The organism is Amycolatopsis sp. MtRt-6 (genome assembly GCF_017308975.1).
GTDB lineage: Bacteria > Actinomycetota > Actinomycetes > Mycobacteriales > Pseudonocardiaceae > Amycolatopsis.
The window spans coordinates 34480-48071 of sequence record NZ_JADWPD010000006.1 but is presented as its reverse complement, the minus strand read 5'-3'; the positions used below and the strand labels follow the sequence as shown (position 1 = coordinate 48071).

General features: G+C 67.3%; 23 protein-coding genes. All 23 read right to left on the bottom strand.

The window, feature by feature from the left end:
* Nucleotides 1-90: 90 nt before the first annotated feature.
* The 23 genes from rplO to fusA all read right to left on the bottom strand — a co-directional run bounded on the left by rplO (nt 91) and on the right by fusA (nt 13530).
* Nucleotides 91-537 (bottom strand): 50S ribosomal protein L15, encoded by a 447-nt coding sequence (gene rplO, locus I4Q55_RS12675; protein WP_043781950.1) that lies wholly within the window; start codon nt 535-537, stop codon nt 91-93.
* Nucleotides 534-719: a 50S ribosomal protein L30 gene (rpmD, locus tag I4Q55_RS12670; protein ID WP_033291195.1), complete on the bottom strand. Its 186-nt coding sequence runs from the start codon at nt 717-719 to the stop codon at nt 534-536. The genes rplO and rpmD overlap by 4 nt, the downstream gene beginning before the upstream one ends.
* 1 nt (nt 720) lies before the next feature.
* Nucleotides 721-1365: a 30S ribosomal protein S5 gene (rpsE, locus tag I4Q55_RS12665; protein ID WP_004558874.1), complete on the bottom strand. Its 645-nt coding sequence runs from the start codon at nt 1363-1365 to the stop codon at nt 721-723.
* A 34-nt stretch (nt 1366-1399) separates the two neighbouring features.
* Nucleotides 1400-1798, bottom strand: a complete 399-nt coding sequence (rplR, locus tag I4Q55_RS12660) for a 50S ribosomal protein L18 (RefSeq protein ID WP_206787569.1) — start codon at nt 1796-1798, stop codon at nt 1400-1402.
* Between the two features lie 2 nt (nt 1799-1800).
* Nucleotides 1801-2340: a 50S ribosomal protein L6 gene (gene rplF / locus I4Q55_RS12655; RefSeq protein WP_206787567.1), complete on the bottom strand. Its 540-nt coding sequence runs from the start codon at nt 2338-2340 to the stop codon at nt 1801-1803.
* Nucleotides 2341-2356: 16 nt separating this feature from the next.
* Nucleotides 2357-2755 carry a 30S ribosomal protein S8 gene (gene rpsH / locus I4Q55_RS12650; protein WP_004558871.1) on the bottom strand — a complete coding sequence of 133 codons (399 nt, stop codon included), beginning with the start codon at nt 2753-2755 and terminating at the stop codon, nt 2357-2359.
* An 85-nt stretch (nt 2756-2840) separates the two neighbouring features.
* Entirely contained in the window at nt 2841-3026 is a 186-nt protein-coding gene (locus tag I4Q55_RS12645) for a type Z 30S ribosomal protein S14 (RefSeq protein ID WP_004558870.1), read from the bottom strand.
* Nucleotides 3027-3030: 4 nt separating this feature from the next.
* Nucleotides 3031-3594, bottom strand: a complete 564-nt coding sequence (rplE, locus tag I4Q55_RS12640) for a 50S ribosomal protein L5 (protein ID WP_206787557.1) — start codon at nt 3592-3594, stop codon at nt 3031-3033.
* Nucleotides 3594-3908: a 50S ribosomal protein L24 gene (gene rplX / locus I4Q55_RS12635; RefSeq protein WP_013222610.1), complete on the bottom strand. Its 315-nt coding sequence runs from the start codon at nt 3906-3908 to the stop codon at nt 3594-3596. The genes rplE and rplX overlap by 1 nt, the downstream gene beginning before the upstream one ends.
* Nucleotides 3908-4276, bottom strand: coding sequence for a 50S ribosomal protein L14 (rplN, locus tag I4Q55_RS12630; protein ID WP_004558867.1), 369 nt, complete (start codon nt 4274-4276; stop codon nt 3908-3910). Before rplN ends, rplX begins: the two co-directional genes overlap by 1 nt.
* Nucleotides 4277-4355: 79 nt before the next feature.
* On the bottom strand, nt 4356-4634 hold the full coding sequence (gene rpsQ, locus I4Q55_RS12625) for a 30S ribosomal protein S17 (RefSeq protein ID WP_004558866.1): 279 nt from the start codon (nt 4632-4634) through the stop codon (nt 4356-4358).
* Nucleotides 4631-4876: a 50S ribosomal protein L29 gene (gene rpmC / locus I4Q55_RS12620; protein ID WP_191316653.1), complete on the bottom strand. Its 246-nt coding sequence runs from the start codon at nt 4874-4876 to the stop codon at nt 4631-4633. Before rpmC ends, rpsQ begins: the two co-directional genes overlap by 4 nt.
* Nucleotides 4876-5295, bottom strand: coding sequence for a 50S ribosomal protein L16 (gene rplP / locus I4Q55_RS12615; RefSeq protein ID WP_004558864.1), 420 nt, complete (start codon nt 5293-5295; stop codon nt 4876-4878). The genes rpmC and rplP overlap by 1 nt, the downstream gene beginning before the upstream one ends.
* 3 nt (nt 5296-5298) lie before the next feature.
* Nucleotides 5299-6126 (bottom strand): 30S ribosomal protein S3, encoded by an 828-nt coding sequence (gene rpsC / locus I4Q55_RS12610; protein ID WP_206787555.1) that lies wholly within the window; start codon nt 6124-6126, stop codon nt 5299-5301.
* Entirely contained in the window at nt 6126-6542 is a 417-nt protein-coding gene (rplV, locus tag I4Q55_RS12605; RefSeq protein WP_125306112.1) for a 50S ribosomal protein L22, read from the bottom strand. The genes rpsC and rplV overlap by 1 nt, the downstream gene beginning before the upstream one ends.
* A 31-nt stretch (nt 6543-6573) precedes the next feature.
* Nucleotides 6574-6855, bottom strand: a complete 282-nt coding sequence (gene rpsS, locus I4Q55_RS12600; protein ID WP_003102083.1) for a 30S ribosomal protein S19 — start codon at nt 6853-6855, stop codon at nt 6574-6576.
* Between the two features lie 18 nt (nt 6856-6873).
* The gene (gene rplB, locus I4Q55_RS12595) at nt 6874-7710 is read right to left on the bottom strand and encodes a 50S ribosomal protein L2 (protein WP_003102084.1); all 837 of its coding nucleotides are present in this window, start codon (nt 7708-7710) and stop codon (nt 6874-6876) included.
* A 15-nt stretch (nt 7711-7725) separates the two neighbouring features.
* The gene (gene rplW / locus I4Q55_RS12590) at nt 7726-8037 is read right to left on the bottom strand and encodes a 50S ribosomal protein L23 (protein WP_003102087.1); all 312 of its coding nucleotides are present in this window, start codon (nt 8035-8037) and stop codon (nt 7726-7728) included.
* Nucleotides 8034-8723, bottom strand: coding sequence for a 50S ribosomal protein L4 (rplD, locus tag I4Q55_RS12585; RefSeq protein WP_206787553.1), 690 nt, complete (start codon nt 8721-8723; stop codon nt 8034-8036). The genes rplW and rplD overlap by 4 nt, the downstream gene beginning before the upstream one ends.
* Nucleotides 8720-9376: a 50S ribosomal protein L3 gene (rplC, locus tag I4Q55_RS12580; RefSeq protein WP_003102093.1), complete on the bottom strand. Its 657-nt coding sequence runs from the start codon at nt 9374-9376 to the stop codon at nt 8720-8722. Before rplC ends, rplD begins: the two co-directional genes overlap by 4 nt.
* Before the next feature lie 31 nt (nt 9377-9407).
* Nucleotides 9408-9713 (bottom strand): 30S ribosomal protein S10, encoded by a 306-nt coding sequence (gene rpsJ / locus I4Q55_RS12575; protein WP_003102098.1) that lies wholly within the window; start codon nt 9711-9713, stop codon nt 9408-9410.
* Between the two features lie 393 nt (nt 9714-10106).
* Nucleotides 10107-11300: an elongation factor Tu gene (gene tuf / locus I4Q55_RS12570; RefSeq protein ID WP_091304691.1), complete on the bottom strand. Its 1194-nt coding sequence runs from the start codon at nt 11298-11300 to the stop codon at nt 10107-10109.
* Nucleotides 11301-11430: 130 nt separating this feature from the next.
* Nucleotides 11431-13530, bottom strand: a complete 2100-nt coding sequence (fusA, locus tag I4Q55_RS12565; protein ID WP_206787551.1) for an elongation factor G — start codon at nt 13528-13530, stop codon at nt 11431-11433.
* Nucleotides 13531-13592: the final 62 nt, after the last annotated feature.

The following is a 13592-nucleotide window of genomic DNA, read 5'->3' as shown; positions in this document are numbered from 1 at the left end:
CGATACTTCTCCGGGCCCGCCGCCGTCACAAGGGGCAAGCACGCCGAAGGCCCGCCTGGCGGAGCCAGACGGGCCTTCGGACGAGCAACCTCAGTTGGTGGTGGCGGAGCCACCGGCCGCTTCGAGCTTCTCCTTGGCGGAGCCGGAGAACGCGTCGGCGGTGACGTTCAGCTTGACGCCGTTCACGTCGCCGTTGCCGAGGACCTTCACCAGCTTGCCCTTGCGGACCAGACCGCCCTTGACGAGCTCCTCGGCACCGATGGTGCCGCCGTCCGGGAAGACGCGGGCGATGTCGCCCACGTTCACCGGCTGGTACTCGGTGCGGAAGCGGTTCTTGAAGCCGCGCAGCTTCGGGAGCCGCATCTGGATGGGCATCTGCCCACCCTCGAACCGGGCCGGCACGTTCTTCCGGGCCTTGGTGCCCTTCGTACCGCGACCGGCCGTCTTGCCCTTCGAACCCTCACCACGGCCCACGCGGATCTTGTCGCGCTTGGCGCCCGGAGCCGGACGCAGGTGGTGGATCTTGATGGCCGTCATGCCTTGACCTCCTCGACCTCCACCAGGTGGCGGACGGTGTGGATCAGGCCGCGCACCTGGGGGGTGTCTTCACGCACGACGCTCTGGCGGATCTTGCGCAGCCCGAGGGTGCGCAGCGACTCGCGGTGAGCGTGCTTCGTGCCGATCTTGCTCTTGACCTGCGTGACCTTGAGCTGAGCCATGTCAGACCCCCTGGCCGGCACGCTGGCGCAGCATCCGGGCCGGAGCGACGTCCTCGAGCGGCAGGCCACGGCGGGCCGCCACCTCTTCGGGACGCTGCAGACCCTTCAGGGCCGCCACGGTCGCGTGCACGATGTTGATCGCGTTGTCGGAGCCGAGCGACTTCGACAGCACGTCGTGGACACCCGCGCACTCCAGCACCGCGCGCACCGGGCCACCGGCGATGACACCGGTACCGGCGGAAGCCGGGCGGAGCAGCACGACACCGGCGGCTTCCTCACCCTGGATCGGGTGCGGGATGGTGCCGCCGACGCGCGGGACGCGGAAGAAGTTCTTCTTCGCTTCCTCGACGCCCTTGGCGATGGCCGCGGGAACTTCCTTGGCCTTGCCGTAGCCGACGCCGACCTGACCGTCGCCGTCGCCGACGACCACCAGGGCGGTGAAGCTGAAGCGACGACCACCCTTGACGACCTTGGCGACGCGGTTGATCGTCACGACCTTCTCGAGGTGCGGGGTCTTGTCCTGGGCCGCCCCGCCACGGCCGCTGTCGCGCCGGTCGCGGCGGTCGCGACGGTCACCGCGGTCGTTGCCGCCCTGCCCGCCGGGTCCACCCTGGCCGCCGCCGAATTGCCGTGTACGTCCCGGCATCAGGCTTTCCTTCCGTTAACAAGCTTCTGCATCGTCAGAACTCCAACCCCGCCTCACGGGCGGCGTCGGCGAGCGCGGCGATGCGGCCGTGGTAGGCGTTGCCCCCACGGTCGAACACCACAGCCGAGATCCCGGCGTTCTTGGCCCGCTCGGCGACGAGGGCGCCGACCTTGGCGGCCTTCGCCTTCTTGTCGCCGTCGGCCGACCGGATGTCCGCCTCGAGGGTGGACGCCGACACCAGCGTGCGGCCGGCGAGGTCGTCGATCACCTGCACGGCGATGTGCCGCGAGGACCGCTTGACGACCAGGCGCGGACGCTGCTCGGTGCCCGAGACCTTCTTGCGGAGCCGGAAGTGCCGACGGGCCTTCGCGACGCGGCGGCGGGTCGAGATGTCCTTGCCCACCGGCTTGCGCTTCGTAGTCGTGTCGCTCATGATCACTTACCCGTCTTTCCGACCTTGCGGCGGATCTTCTCACCCTCGTAGCGCAGGCCCTTGCCCTTGTACGGGTCCGGGCGACGCAGCTTGCGGATGACGGCCGAGATCTGGCCGACCTTCTGCTTGTCGATGCCCGAGACCGAGAACCGGGTCGGGGTCTCCACCTTGAAGGTGATGCCCTCCGGGGCCTCGATCTTGACCGGGTGCGAGTAACCGAGGGCGAACTCGAGGTCCGAGCCCTTGGCCTGCACGCGGTAACCCACGCCGTGGATTTCCATCTTCTTCTCGTAGCCGGCGGTGACGCCGACGACGAGGTTGTTCACCAGCGTGCGGGTGAGCCCGTGCAGCGCCTTCGAGTTGCGCTCGTCGTCCGGGCGCTTCACCAGCAGCGTGCCGTCCTCGTCGCGCTCGACGGTGATCGGCTCCGCGACGGTGTGCTCCAGGGTGCCCTTGGGCCCCTTGACCTTGATGTGCTGACCGTCGATGGTCACCTCGACCCCGGAAGGGACGGCGACCGGCAGCTTTCCGATGCGTGACATGCCTTTACCCCTTCCCTTACCAGACGTAGGCGAGGACTTCGCCGCCCACGCTGTTGCGCTTGGCCTGCCGGTCCGTCTGCAGGCCACCGGACGTCGAAATGATCGCGATGCCCAGGCCGCCGAGAACCGACGGCAGTTCGGTCGATTTTGCGTAGACCCGCAGACCGGGCTTGGAGACGCGCCGGAGGCCGGCGATGCTCCGCTCACGGTTGGGGCCGTACTTGAGCTCGACGACGAGGTTCTTGTGCTTCTCGCCCGGCTCGTCGTGGTAACCCGCGATGTAACCCTCGCGCTTGAGGATCTCGGCGATGTTCGCCTTGAGCTTCGAGTGCGGGAGCTTGACCTCGTCGTGGTACGCCGAGTTCGCGTTACGCAGACGCGTCAAGAAGTCTGCGATGGGGTCGGTCATCGTCATGGTGACCTGTCAACCTTTCTCGCCTGGTTCCCCGCCCCAAACAGAGGGGCGGGGCCTGTGGCGAAGTGGAGTTAAATAGAAGCTCTTACCAGCTGGACTTGCGGACGCCGGGCAGCTCGCCCGCGTGTGCCATCTCGCGAAGGCAGATCCGGCAGAGCCCGAACTTGCGGAACACGGCGTGCGGGCGGCCGCACCGCTGGCAGCGGGTGTAGGCGCGCACGGCGAACTTCGGCTTCTTCGCGGCCTTGTGGACCAGTGCTTTCTTGGCCATCGGCTCAGTTCTCCTTGAACGGGAAGCCGAGCTTGCGCAGCAGCGCCCGGCCCTCGTCGTCGTTCGTGGCGGTCGTGACGACGGTGACGTCCATGCCGCGGGGGCGGTCGATGGAGTCGGGGTCGATCTCGTGGAACATCGACTGCTCGTTGAGACCGAACGTGTAGTTGCCGTGGCCGTCGAACTGCTTCGGCGAAAGCCCGCGGAAGTCGCGGATACGCGGCAGCGCGATGGTCAGCAGCCGGTCGAGGAACTCCCACATCCGGTCGCCGCGCAGCGTGACGCGCGCGCCGATCGGCTGGCCCTCACGCAGCTTGAACTGCGCGATGGACTTGCGGGCCTTCCGGACCTCGGGCTTCTGGCCGGTGATCGAGGCGAGGTCGCGGACCGCGCCCTCGATCAGCTTGCTGTCGCGGGCGGCGTCGCCGACGCCCATGTTCACGACGACCTTCACCACGCCCGGGATCTGGTGGACGTTAGTGAAGGAGAACTCCGCCTGCAGCTGGCCCTTGATCTCGTCGCGGTAACGCACCTTGAGGCGCGGCGCGATCTTCTCTGCGGTGGTCATCAGATGTCCTTACCGTTCCGGCGCGAGATCCGGACCTTCTTGCCGTCCTCGCCGATGCGGTAACCCACCCGGGCCGGCTTGCCGTCCGAGTCGACGACCATCACGTTCGAGACGTGGATGGGCGCCTCCTGCGTGACGATGCCGCCGGACTGCGCACCGCGCTGGGTCTGGCTGATCCGCGTGTGCTTCTTGATCCGGTTCACGCCTTCGACCAGCACGCGCTCGCGCTCGGGGTAAGCCTGGATGACCTTGCCCTTGGCGCCCTTGTCCTTGCCGGCGATGACGACGACCGTGTCGCCCTTCTTCACCTTCATCACAGCACCTCCGGCGCGAGCGAAATGATCTTCATGAACTTTCGGTCGCGCAGCTCGCGGCCCACCGGGCCGAAGATGCGGGTGCCGCGGGGCTCGTTGTCGTTCTTGATGAGCACGGCGGCGTTCTCGTCGAACCGGATGTAGGAACCGTCCGGACGACGGCGCTCCTTGACCGTGCGGACGATGACGGCCTTGACGACGTCGCCCTTCTTCACCCCGGCGGCCGGGATGGCGTCCTTCACGGTGGCGACGATGATGTCGCCGATGCCGGCGTAGCGCCGCCCGGAGCCACCGAGAACCCGGATGCAGAGGATTTCCTTCGCACCCGTGTTGTCGGCTACCCGAAGCCGCGACTCCTGCTGGATCACGTCTACTCCTGTATGTCGCGCCGGTTCTCGCGGGGGACCCGCGAGCCTTGCGGAACTAAGAACTCTTAAAGAGCCCTGCTTACTTGGCCTTCTCCACGATCTGCACCAGGCGCCACCGCTTCGATGCCGACAGCGGGCGGGTCTCCATCAGGGTGACCCGGTCGCCCACGCCCGCCTCGTTGTTCTCGTCGTGCACCTTCACCTTGGAGGTGGTGCGGACGACCTTCGAGTAACGGGGGTGCTTCTTGCGGTCCTCGAGCTCGACCACGATCGTCTTGTTCATCTTGTCCGAGACGACGTAGCCCTCGCGGACCTTGCGGTCGTTCCGGGCCGGCGTCTCGGTGGTGGGCTCGCTCATGCGGCACCTTCACTCTCGGCGTCGGGGGCAACGGACAGGCCGAGTTCGCGCTCGCGCATGACCGTGTAGATCCGCGCGATGTCCGTGCGGACGGTGCGCAGACGGCGGTTGTTGTCGAGCTGCCCGGTCGCCATCTGGAAGCGGAGGTTGAAGAGCTCCTCCTTGTACTCCTTCAGACGCAGGACGAGCTCTTCCGCGGTGAGCTCACGCAGCTCCGATGCCTGAGCACCTGCGTTAGCCATCAGAACTCACCACCTTCACGGGTCACGATGCGGCACTTCATGGGCAGCTTGTGGATCGCGCGGCGCAGCGCCTCGCGAGCCGTCTCCTCGTTCGGGAACGAGATCTCGAACATCACGCGGCCCGGCTTCACGTTGGCGATCCACCACTCGGGCGAACCCTTACCGGAACCCATCCGGGTCTCGGCCGGCTTCTTGGTCAGCGGGCGGTCCGGGTAGATGGTCGTCCACACCTTGCCACCACGCTTGATGTGACGGGTCATGGCGATACGAGCGGACTCGATCTGCCGGTTCGTCACGTAGCTGTGCTCAAGCGCCTGGATGCCGTACTCGCCGAAGCTGACCTTCGTGCCACCCTTGGCGGCGCCGTGGCGCTTCGGGGAGTGCTGCTTCCGGTGCTTGACCCTGCGCGGGATGAGCACGTCTCAGCCCTCCGTCTTTTCTGCGGTCTCAGTGGCCGGGGCCGCCGGGGCCTCGGTCGTGGCGGCAGCGGCCGCACGACCGGCTTCGGTCGAGGTGGCGGTCGTGCCCGAGGCGCCGGAACGACGCGGACGGGACGGCCGGTCGCTGCGGTCGCGACGCGGCGCGCGCTCGGCGGCGTCACGGGCTTCGCGGGCCTTCAGGCCACCGACGAGCTCACCCTTGTAGATCCACACCTTGACGCCGATGCGGCCGAACGTCGTCTTGGCCTCGAAGAAGCCGTAGTCGATGTCGGCGCGCAGCGTGTGCAGCGGGACGCGGCCATCGCGGTAGTGCTCGGAGCGGGACATCTCGGCACCGCCGAGACGACCGCCGCACTGCACGCGGATGCCCTTGACCTGCGGCGAGCGCATGGAGGTCTGGATCGCCTTCCGCATCGCGCGGCGGAACGCCACGCGGTTGGAGAGCTGCTCCGCGACCGCCTGGGCGACCAGCTGGGCGTCGGCCTCGGGGTTCTTGACCTCGAGGATGTTCAGCTGGACCTGCTTCTTGGTCAGCTTCTCCAGCGCGCCGCGGATCCGGTCGGCCTCCGCGCCGCGGCGGCCGATGACGATGCCCGGCCGGGCGGTGTGGATGTCCACGCGGACGCGGTCACGGGTGCGCTCGATCTCGACCTTGGAGATGCCCGCGCGCTCCATGCCGGTGGCGAGGAGCTTGCGGATCTTGACGTCCTCGGCCACGTACTCGGCGTACTGCTTGTCGGCGTACCAGCGCGACTTCCAGTCCGTGGTGATACCCAGGCGGAAACCGTGCGGGTTGATCTTCTGGCCCACTACCGGCCACCTGCCTTCTTCTTGCTCTGAGCCTTCTGCGCGACGGCCGGACGCGACTCCACCTCGACGGTGATGTGGCTGGTCCGCTTGCGGATCCGGTACGCGCGGCCCTGGGCCCGCGGGCGGATGCGCTTGAGGGTGGGGCCCTCGTCGGCGTACGCGTTCTTGACCCAGAGCGTCTCCGGGTCCAGCTGAAGGTTGTTCTCGGCGTTGGCCACGGCGCTGGCGAGCACCTTCGCGACCGGCTCGCTGGCCGCCTGGGGGGCGAACCGGAGCACGGCCAAGGCGTCGGCGGCGCTACGTCCCTTGATGAGCTCGATCACCCGGCGCACCTTGGTCGGCGAGTCCCGGACGAAGCGAGCCCGCGCGTAAGCCGTAGGCAGGGCCTCGACCGTCGCGTCGTTCTGGGCGTTCATCGCTACTTCCCTTGTCTTTTCTCGTGCCCGCTCAGCGGCGGCGCGACTTGCGGTCGTCCTTGATGTGACCCTTGAAGGTCCGCGTCGGGGCGAACTCGCCCAGCTTGTGACCCACCATGGCCTCGGTGACGAACACCGGGACGTGCTTGCGGCCGTCGTGCACGGCGATCGTGTGACCCAGGAAGTCCGGGATGATCGTCGAGCGGCGCGACCAGGTCTTGATGACCGTCTTCTTGCCCGATTCGTTCAGCGCGTCCACCTTCTTGAGCAGGTGGTCGTCCACGAACGGGCCCTTCTTAAGGCTGCGTGGCATGTGCTTCTACCTCCCTGCTCAGCGCTTGTTCTTGCCGGTACGCCGGCGGCGGACGATGAGGGCGTCGGACGCCTTGCGGCGACGCGTGCGGCCCTCGGGCTTACCGTTCGGGTTGACCGGGTGGCGACCACCGGAGGTCTTGCCCTCACCACCACCGTGCGGGTGGTCGACCGGGTTCATGACGACACCGCGGACCGTGGGGCGCTTGCCGCGCCAGCGGTTGCGGCCGGCCTTGCCCCAGTTGATGTTGGCGTGCTCGGAGTTGCCGACCTCGCCGACCGTGGCGCGGTTGCGCACGTCCACGTTGCGGATCTCGCCCGAGGGGAGACGCAGCTGGGCGTACGGACCGTCCTTGGCGACGAGCTGCACCTTCGCGCCCGCGGACCGCGCCATCTTCGCGCCGCCGCCGGGGCGGAGCTCGATCGCGTGGATCACGGTGCCGACCGGGATGTTGCGCAGCGGCAGGTTGTTGCCCGGCTTGATGTCGGCCCGGGGGCCGTTCTCGACGGTGTCGCCCTGCTTCAGCTTCTCCGGCGCGATGATGTAGCGCTTCTCGCCGTCGGCGTAGTGCAGCAGCGCGATGCGAGCGGACCGGTTGGGGTCGTACTCGATGTGCGCGACCTTGGCGGGGATGCCGTCCTTGTCATTGCGACGGAAGTCGATGACGCGGTAGGCGCGCTTGTGGCCGCCACCCTTGTGCCGGGTGGTGATCTTGCCGGACGAGTTGCGACCGCCCGAACCGCTCAGCGGACGAAGCAGCGACTTCTCCGGGGTGGAGCGGGTGATCTCGGCGAAGTCCGAGACGCTCGAACCGCGACGACCCGGGGTCGTCGGCTTGTACTTGCGGATGCCCATTGTCAGCTCAGTCCTTTACGCGGTGGGTCCGCCGAAGATCTCGATCGCCTTGCTCTCGGGCGAAAGAGTCACGATGGCGCGCTTGGTGTCCTTGCGCTTGCCGAAGCCGGCGCGAGTCCGCTTCCGCTTGCCCTGGCGGTTGGCCGTGTTGACGCTGACCACCTTGACGCCGAACACCTTCTCGACCGCGATCTTGATCTGGGTCTTGTTGGCGTCCGGGCGGACGATGAACGTGTACTTGTGGTCCTCGAGCAGCCCGTAGGACTTCTCGGAGATGACCGGCGCGAGCAGGATGTCGCGGGGGTCCGGAATGGCGACCGAACTCACTTCTCGTCACTCCCTTCCGTGACCTCGCCCGACCGCGCGGAAGCCTTGACGGCCTTGCCACGGGCGGGGCCGGCGACGAACGCGTCGTACGCGGCCTTGGTGAACACGACGTCGTCGTTGACCAGCACGTCGTAGGTGTTGAGCTGGTCGGCCCAGAGCAGGTGCACCTCGGGCAGGTTCCGCAGCGAAACCCAGCTCAGCTCGTCGGCCCGGTCCAGCACCACGAGCACGCGCTTCGCGGCCGTGACGGCGGCGAGGGCGGTCTTGGCGGCCTTGGTCGACGGCTTCTCGCCGGTCACCAGCTCGGTGACGACGTGCAGCTGGCCGGCGCGAGCCCGGTCGGAGAGGGCGCCACGCAGGGCGGCGGCCTTCATCTTCTTCGGGGTGCGCTGCGAGTAGTCACGCGGCGTGGGGCCGTGGACGACGCCACCGCCGGCGAACTGCGGCGCGCGGGTCGAACCCTGGCGGGCACGGCCGGTGCCCTTCTGGCGGTACGGCTTCTTGCCGCCACCGCGAACCTCGCCACGGGTCTTCGTGTCGTGCGTGCCCTGGCGCGCGGCGGCCTGCTGGGCCACCACGACCTGGTGCATCAGCGCGACATTGGCCTGCACGTCGAAGATCTCCGCAGGGAGATCGACCGTGCCGTCGGCTTTACCGGCCGGGGTCTTCAGCTCGACGCTTGTCATTCGGAGTTACCACCCTTCGCGGCGCTGCGCACGAACAGCAGGCCGCCCTTGGGACCGGGCACAGCGCCCTTGATCAGCAGCAGGCCGTCCTCGGCACGCACGGCGTGCACGGTCAGGTTCTGCGTGGTGACCCGGTCGTTGCCCATCCGGCCCGCCATGCGCAGGCCCTTGAAGACGCGGCCGGGAGTGGCACAGCCACCGATCGAACCCGGCTTGCGGTGCACGGCCTGGGCACCGTGGCTCGCGCCCTGGCCCTTGAAGCCGTGGCGCTTCATGACACCCGCGTAGCCCTTGCCCTTGCTGGTCCCGGTCACGTCGACCTCGACGCCGGCGGCGAACACCTCGGCGGTGATCTCCTGACCGACCTCGTAGGTCTCGGCGTCGGTGGTGCGCAGCTCGGCGAGGAACCGGCGCGGAGTCACGCCCGCCTTGTCGAAGTGGCCGGTGCGCGGCTTGTTCACCTTGCGCGGGTCGACCGCGCCGAACGCCAGCTGCACGGCCGCGTAGCCGTCCTTGTCCTGGGTCCGAACCTGGGTGACCACGTTCGGACCGGCCTTGACGACGGTGACCGGGACAACCCGGTTCTGCTCGTCGAAGACCTGGGTCATGCCGAGCTTGGTGCCCAGGATGCCCTTCATCTGCCTGTCAGACATGAGTCTCTTACTCTCCGCCGCTCGCCAGCCGCTACTGGATGTTGACGTCGACGCTCGCCGGCAGGTCGATGCGCATGAGCGCGTCGACCGTCTTCGGCGTCGGGTCGAGGATGTCGATCAGACGCTTGTGCGTGCGCATCTCGAAGTGCTCGCGCGAGTCCTTGTACTTGTGCGGCGAGCGGATGACGCAGTAAACGTTCTTCTCGGTGGGCAGCGGCACCGGCCCGACAACCCGGGCGCCGGTGCGCGTGACCGTCTCCACGATCTTGCGCGCCGAGGTGTCGATCGCCTCGTGGTCGTAGGCCTTGAGCCGGATGCGGATCTTCTGTCCCGCCATGGTGGCTGCTCGTTCCTTGTCGTCTCGTGCCGCTATCTCACAAAACCCCGCCGGGTGTCCCCACCCGGCCCGGGTTTCCGCAGTTCAACGGCCCTGTCCCCGGTCCACGCGGTCGGGCGTGTCGCGCCCGACGCACAGACGGATCCCGCGGGATCGTCGTCTTGCCTGGTCTTCCTCAACGTGAGGAGGCTATGAGCCGGCTGACCGTCTCACCGCCTTTGCCCGCTCGCCTGCAACCCGAAGGAAGAGCTCGGCGGACCGTGGCCACTCGCACCGAGGCGGCCGGACCCCAAAGGGATCGGCCGCCCCAGGACGAGCAACCAAAATAGTGTCGCACACGTGAGTTGACGCCCTGCACCCGGGGGTGTATTACCCGGGTGCAGGGCGCCTACGTCACTTGATGATCTTGGTGACCTGGCCCGCGCCGACGGTCCGGCCACCCTCGCGGATGGCGAAGCGCAGACCCTCGTCCATCGCGACCGGCTGGATCAGCTGGACCGAGATGTCGGTGTTGTCGCCCGGCATGACCATCTCGGTGCCCTCGGGGAGGGTCACGACGCCGGTCACGTCGGTGGTGCGGAAGTAGAACTGCGGGCGGTAGTTGTTGAAGAACGGGGTGTGACGGCCACCCTCGTCCTTCGACAGGATGTAGACCCGGCCCTCGAAGTCGGTGTGCGGGGTGGTGGTGCCCGGCTTCACGACGACCTGGCCGCGCTCGACGTCCTCGCGCTTGATGCCGCGGACCAGCAGGCCGACGTTGTCGCCCGCCTGGCCCGAGTCGAGCAGCTTGCGGAACATCTCGACACCGGTGACGGTGGTCTTGGTCGACTTCTCGCGGATACCCACGATCTCGACCTCTTCGTTGACGTTGATCTGGCCGCGCTCGACGCGACCGGTCACCACGGTGCCACGACCGGTGATGGTGAAGACGTCCTCGATCGGCATCAGGAACGGCTTGTCGAGCTCACGCACCGGGTCCGGCACGTTGTCGTCGACGGCGGTCATCAGCTCGAGAACGGCCTCGGACCACTTCTCGTCGCCCTCGAGGGCCTTCAGGCCGGAAACGCGCACGACCGGCGCGTCGTCGCCCGGGAACTCCTGCGAGGACAGCAGCTCGCGGACCTCCAGCTCGACGAGCTCGAGGATCTCCTCGTCGTCGACCATGTCGGCCTTGTTCAGCGCGACCACGATGTAGGGCACGCCGACCTGGCGGGCGAGCAGCACGTGCTCACGGGTCTGCGGCATCGGGCCGTCAGTGGCGGCCACGACCAGGATCGCGCCGTCCATCTGGGCGGCACCGGTGATCATGTTCTTGATGTAGTCCGCGTGACCGGGGGCGTCCACGTGCGCGTAGTGACGCTTCTCGGTCTGGTACTCGACGTGCGAGATGTTGATCGTGATGCCGCGCTGCTTCTCTTCCGGCGCGTTGTCGATCTGGTCGAACGCCCGCGACTCGTTCAGCTCCGGGTACTTGTCGTGCAGCACCTTGGTGATGGCCGCGGTCAGAGTCGTCTTGCCGTGGTCAACGTGACCGATGGTGCCGATGTTGACGTGCGGCTTGGTCCGCTCGAATTTCGCCTTCGCCACTGGAATGTCCTCCTGGACTGATTTCGCTTTGTGCTCGTGGGGCGGCGTGGCTGCCGCCCCACGATTGTTCCTTCGTCGGTGCTGCGGACGTTCAGGAGAGTCCCTTAATGCCCGCGAGCGCTGGGGGGTATTACTCCCCCGTCGCCTTCGCGATGATTTCCTTCGCGACGTTCGCGGGAACCTCGGCGTAGGAGTCGAACACCATGGAGTAGTTCGCCCGGCCCTGGGTGCGGGACCGCAGGTCGCCGACGTAGCCGAACATCTCCGACAGCGGAACCAGTGCCTTCACGACACGGGTACCGGACCGCTCCTCCATGGCCTGGATCTGACCACGGCGGGAGTTGAGGTCACCGATGACGTCGCCCATGTAGTCCTCGGGCGTGGTCACCTCGACCGCCATCATCGGCTCCAGGATCACCGGGCCGGCCTTCTTCGCGGCTTCCTTCATCGCCATGGAACCGGCGATCTTGAACGCCATCTCCGAAGAGTCGACCTCGTGGTACGCACCGTCCAACAGGGTGAACTTCAACCCGACGAGCGGGTAGCCGGCCAGGACGCCGTACTGCATCGCGTCCTGCGCGCCCGCGTCCACCGACGGGATGTACTCCCGCGGCACGCGACCACCGGTCACCTTGTTGTCGAACTCGTAGAGCGCGCCGTCGGTGCGCTCGAGCGGCTCCAGCTTCACGATGACCTTCGCGAACTGGCCGGAACCACCGGTCTGCTTCTTGTGGACGTAGTCGAGCTTCTCGACCGTCTTCTTGATCGTCTCGCGGTAGGCGACCTGCGGCTTGCCGATGTTCGCCTCGACCTTGTAGTCGGACTTCATCCGGTTCACCAGCACCTCGAGGTGCAGCTCGCCCATGCCCGCGATGATCGTCTGGCCGGTGTCCTCGTCCAGCTTGACCTGGAACGTCGGGTCCTCTTCGGCCAGCTTCTGGATCGCCAGGGAGAGCTTCTCCTGGTCGGCCTTCGTCTTCGGCTCGATCGCGACCCGGATGACCGGCTCGGGGAACGTCATCGACTCCAGCACGATCGGGTTCTGCGGGTCCGCCAGGGTGTCACCCGTGGTGGTGTCCTTCAGCCCGATGACCGCGTAGATGTGGCCGACCTGGGCGTCGTCGACCGGGTTCTCCTTGTTGGAGTGCATCTGGAAGATCTTCCCGATGCGCTCCTTGCGCTCCTTGGTCGCGTTGATGACCTGCGCGCCGGAAGCGACCTTGCCCGAGTAGACCCGGATGTAGGTCAGCTTGCCGAAGAACGGGTGCGCGGCGATCTTGAACGCGAGCGCGGCGAACGGCTCGTCGACCGACGCCTTGCGGGTCGCCGGGGTCTCGCCGTCGGGCAGCAGGCCCTCGACGGCCGGGACGTCCAGCGGCGACGGCAGGTAGTCGATCACCGCGTCGAGCATGGGCTGCACGCCCTTGTTCTTGAACGCGGAGCCGGCCAGGACCGGGAACGCCGCACGGGTGACGACCAGCTTGCGGATGCCGGACTTGATCTCCGCCTCGGACAGCTCTTCGCCCTCGAGGAACTTCTCCATCAGGGAGTCGTCGGTCTCGGCGACGGTCTCGACCAGCTTCTCGCGGTACTCGGCCGCGCGGTCGGCCAGGTCGGCCGGGATGTCCTCGACCGCGTAGTCTTCGCCCTTCTGCACCTCGCCGCGCCAGACCAGGGCCTTCATGCGGACCAGGTCGACGACGCCTTCGAAGTCGTTCTCGGCGCCGATGGGCAGCTGGATCGCCAGCGGCTTGACGCCGAGGCGCTCCTCGATGGTGCGAAGGGTGTAGTAGAAGTCCGCACCCAGCTTGTCCATCTTGTTGACGAAGCAGATGCGCGGGACGTCGTACTTGTCCGCCTGCCGCCAGACCTGCTCGGACTGCGGCTCGACACCTTCCTTGCCGTCGAAGACGGCGACCGCGCCGTCGAGCACCCGCAGGTTGCGCTCCACCTCGACGGTGAAGTCGACGTGCCCGGGGGTGTCGATCAGGTTGATCTGGTGGTCGTCCCAGAAGGTGGTGGTGGCAGCCGAGGTGATGGTGATACCCCGCTTCTGCTCCTCCTCCATCCAGTCCATGGTGGCGGCGCCGTCGTGGACTTCACCGATCTTGTAGTTGACCCCGGTGTAGAACAGGATCCGCTCGGTGGTCGTCGTCTTGCCGGCGTCGATGTGGGCCATGATGCCGATGTTGCGGACCTTGTTCAGGTCGGTCAGCACTTCACGTGCCACGAGAGTGTTCCCCTGTTCTCAAGCTTGGGGCCCGGCATGGCTTGGTCGACAGCCGGGCGGTC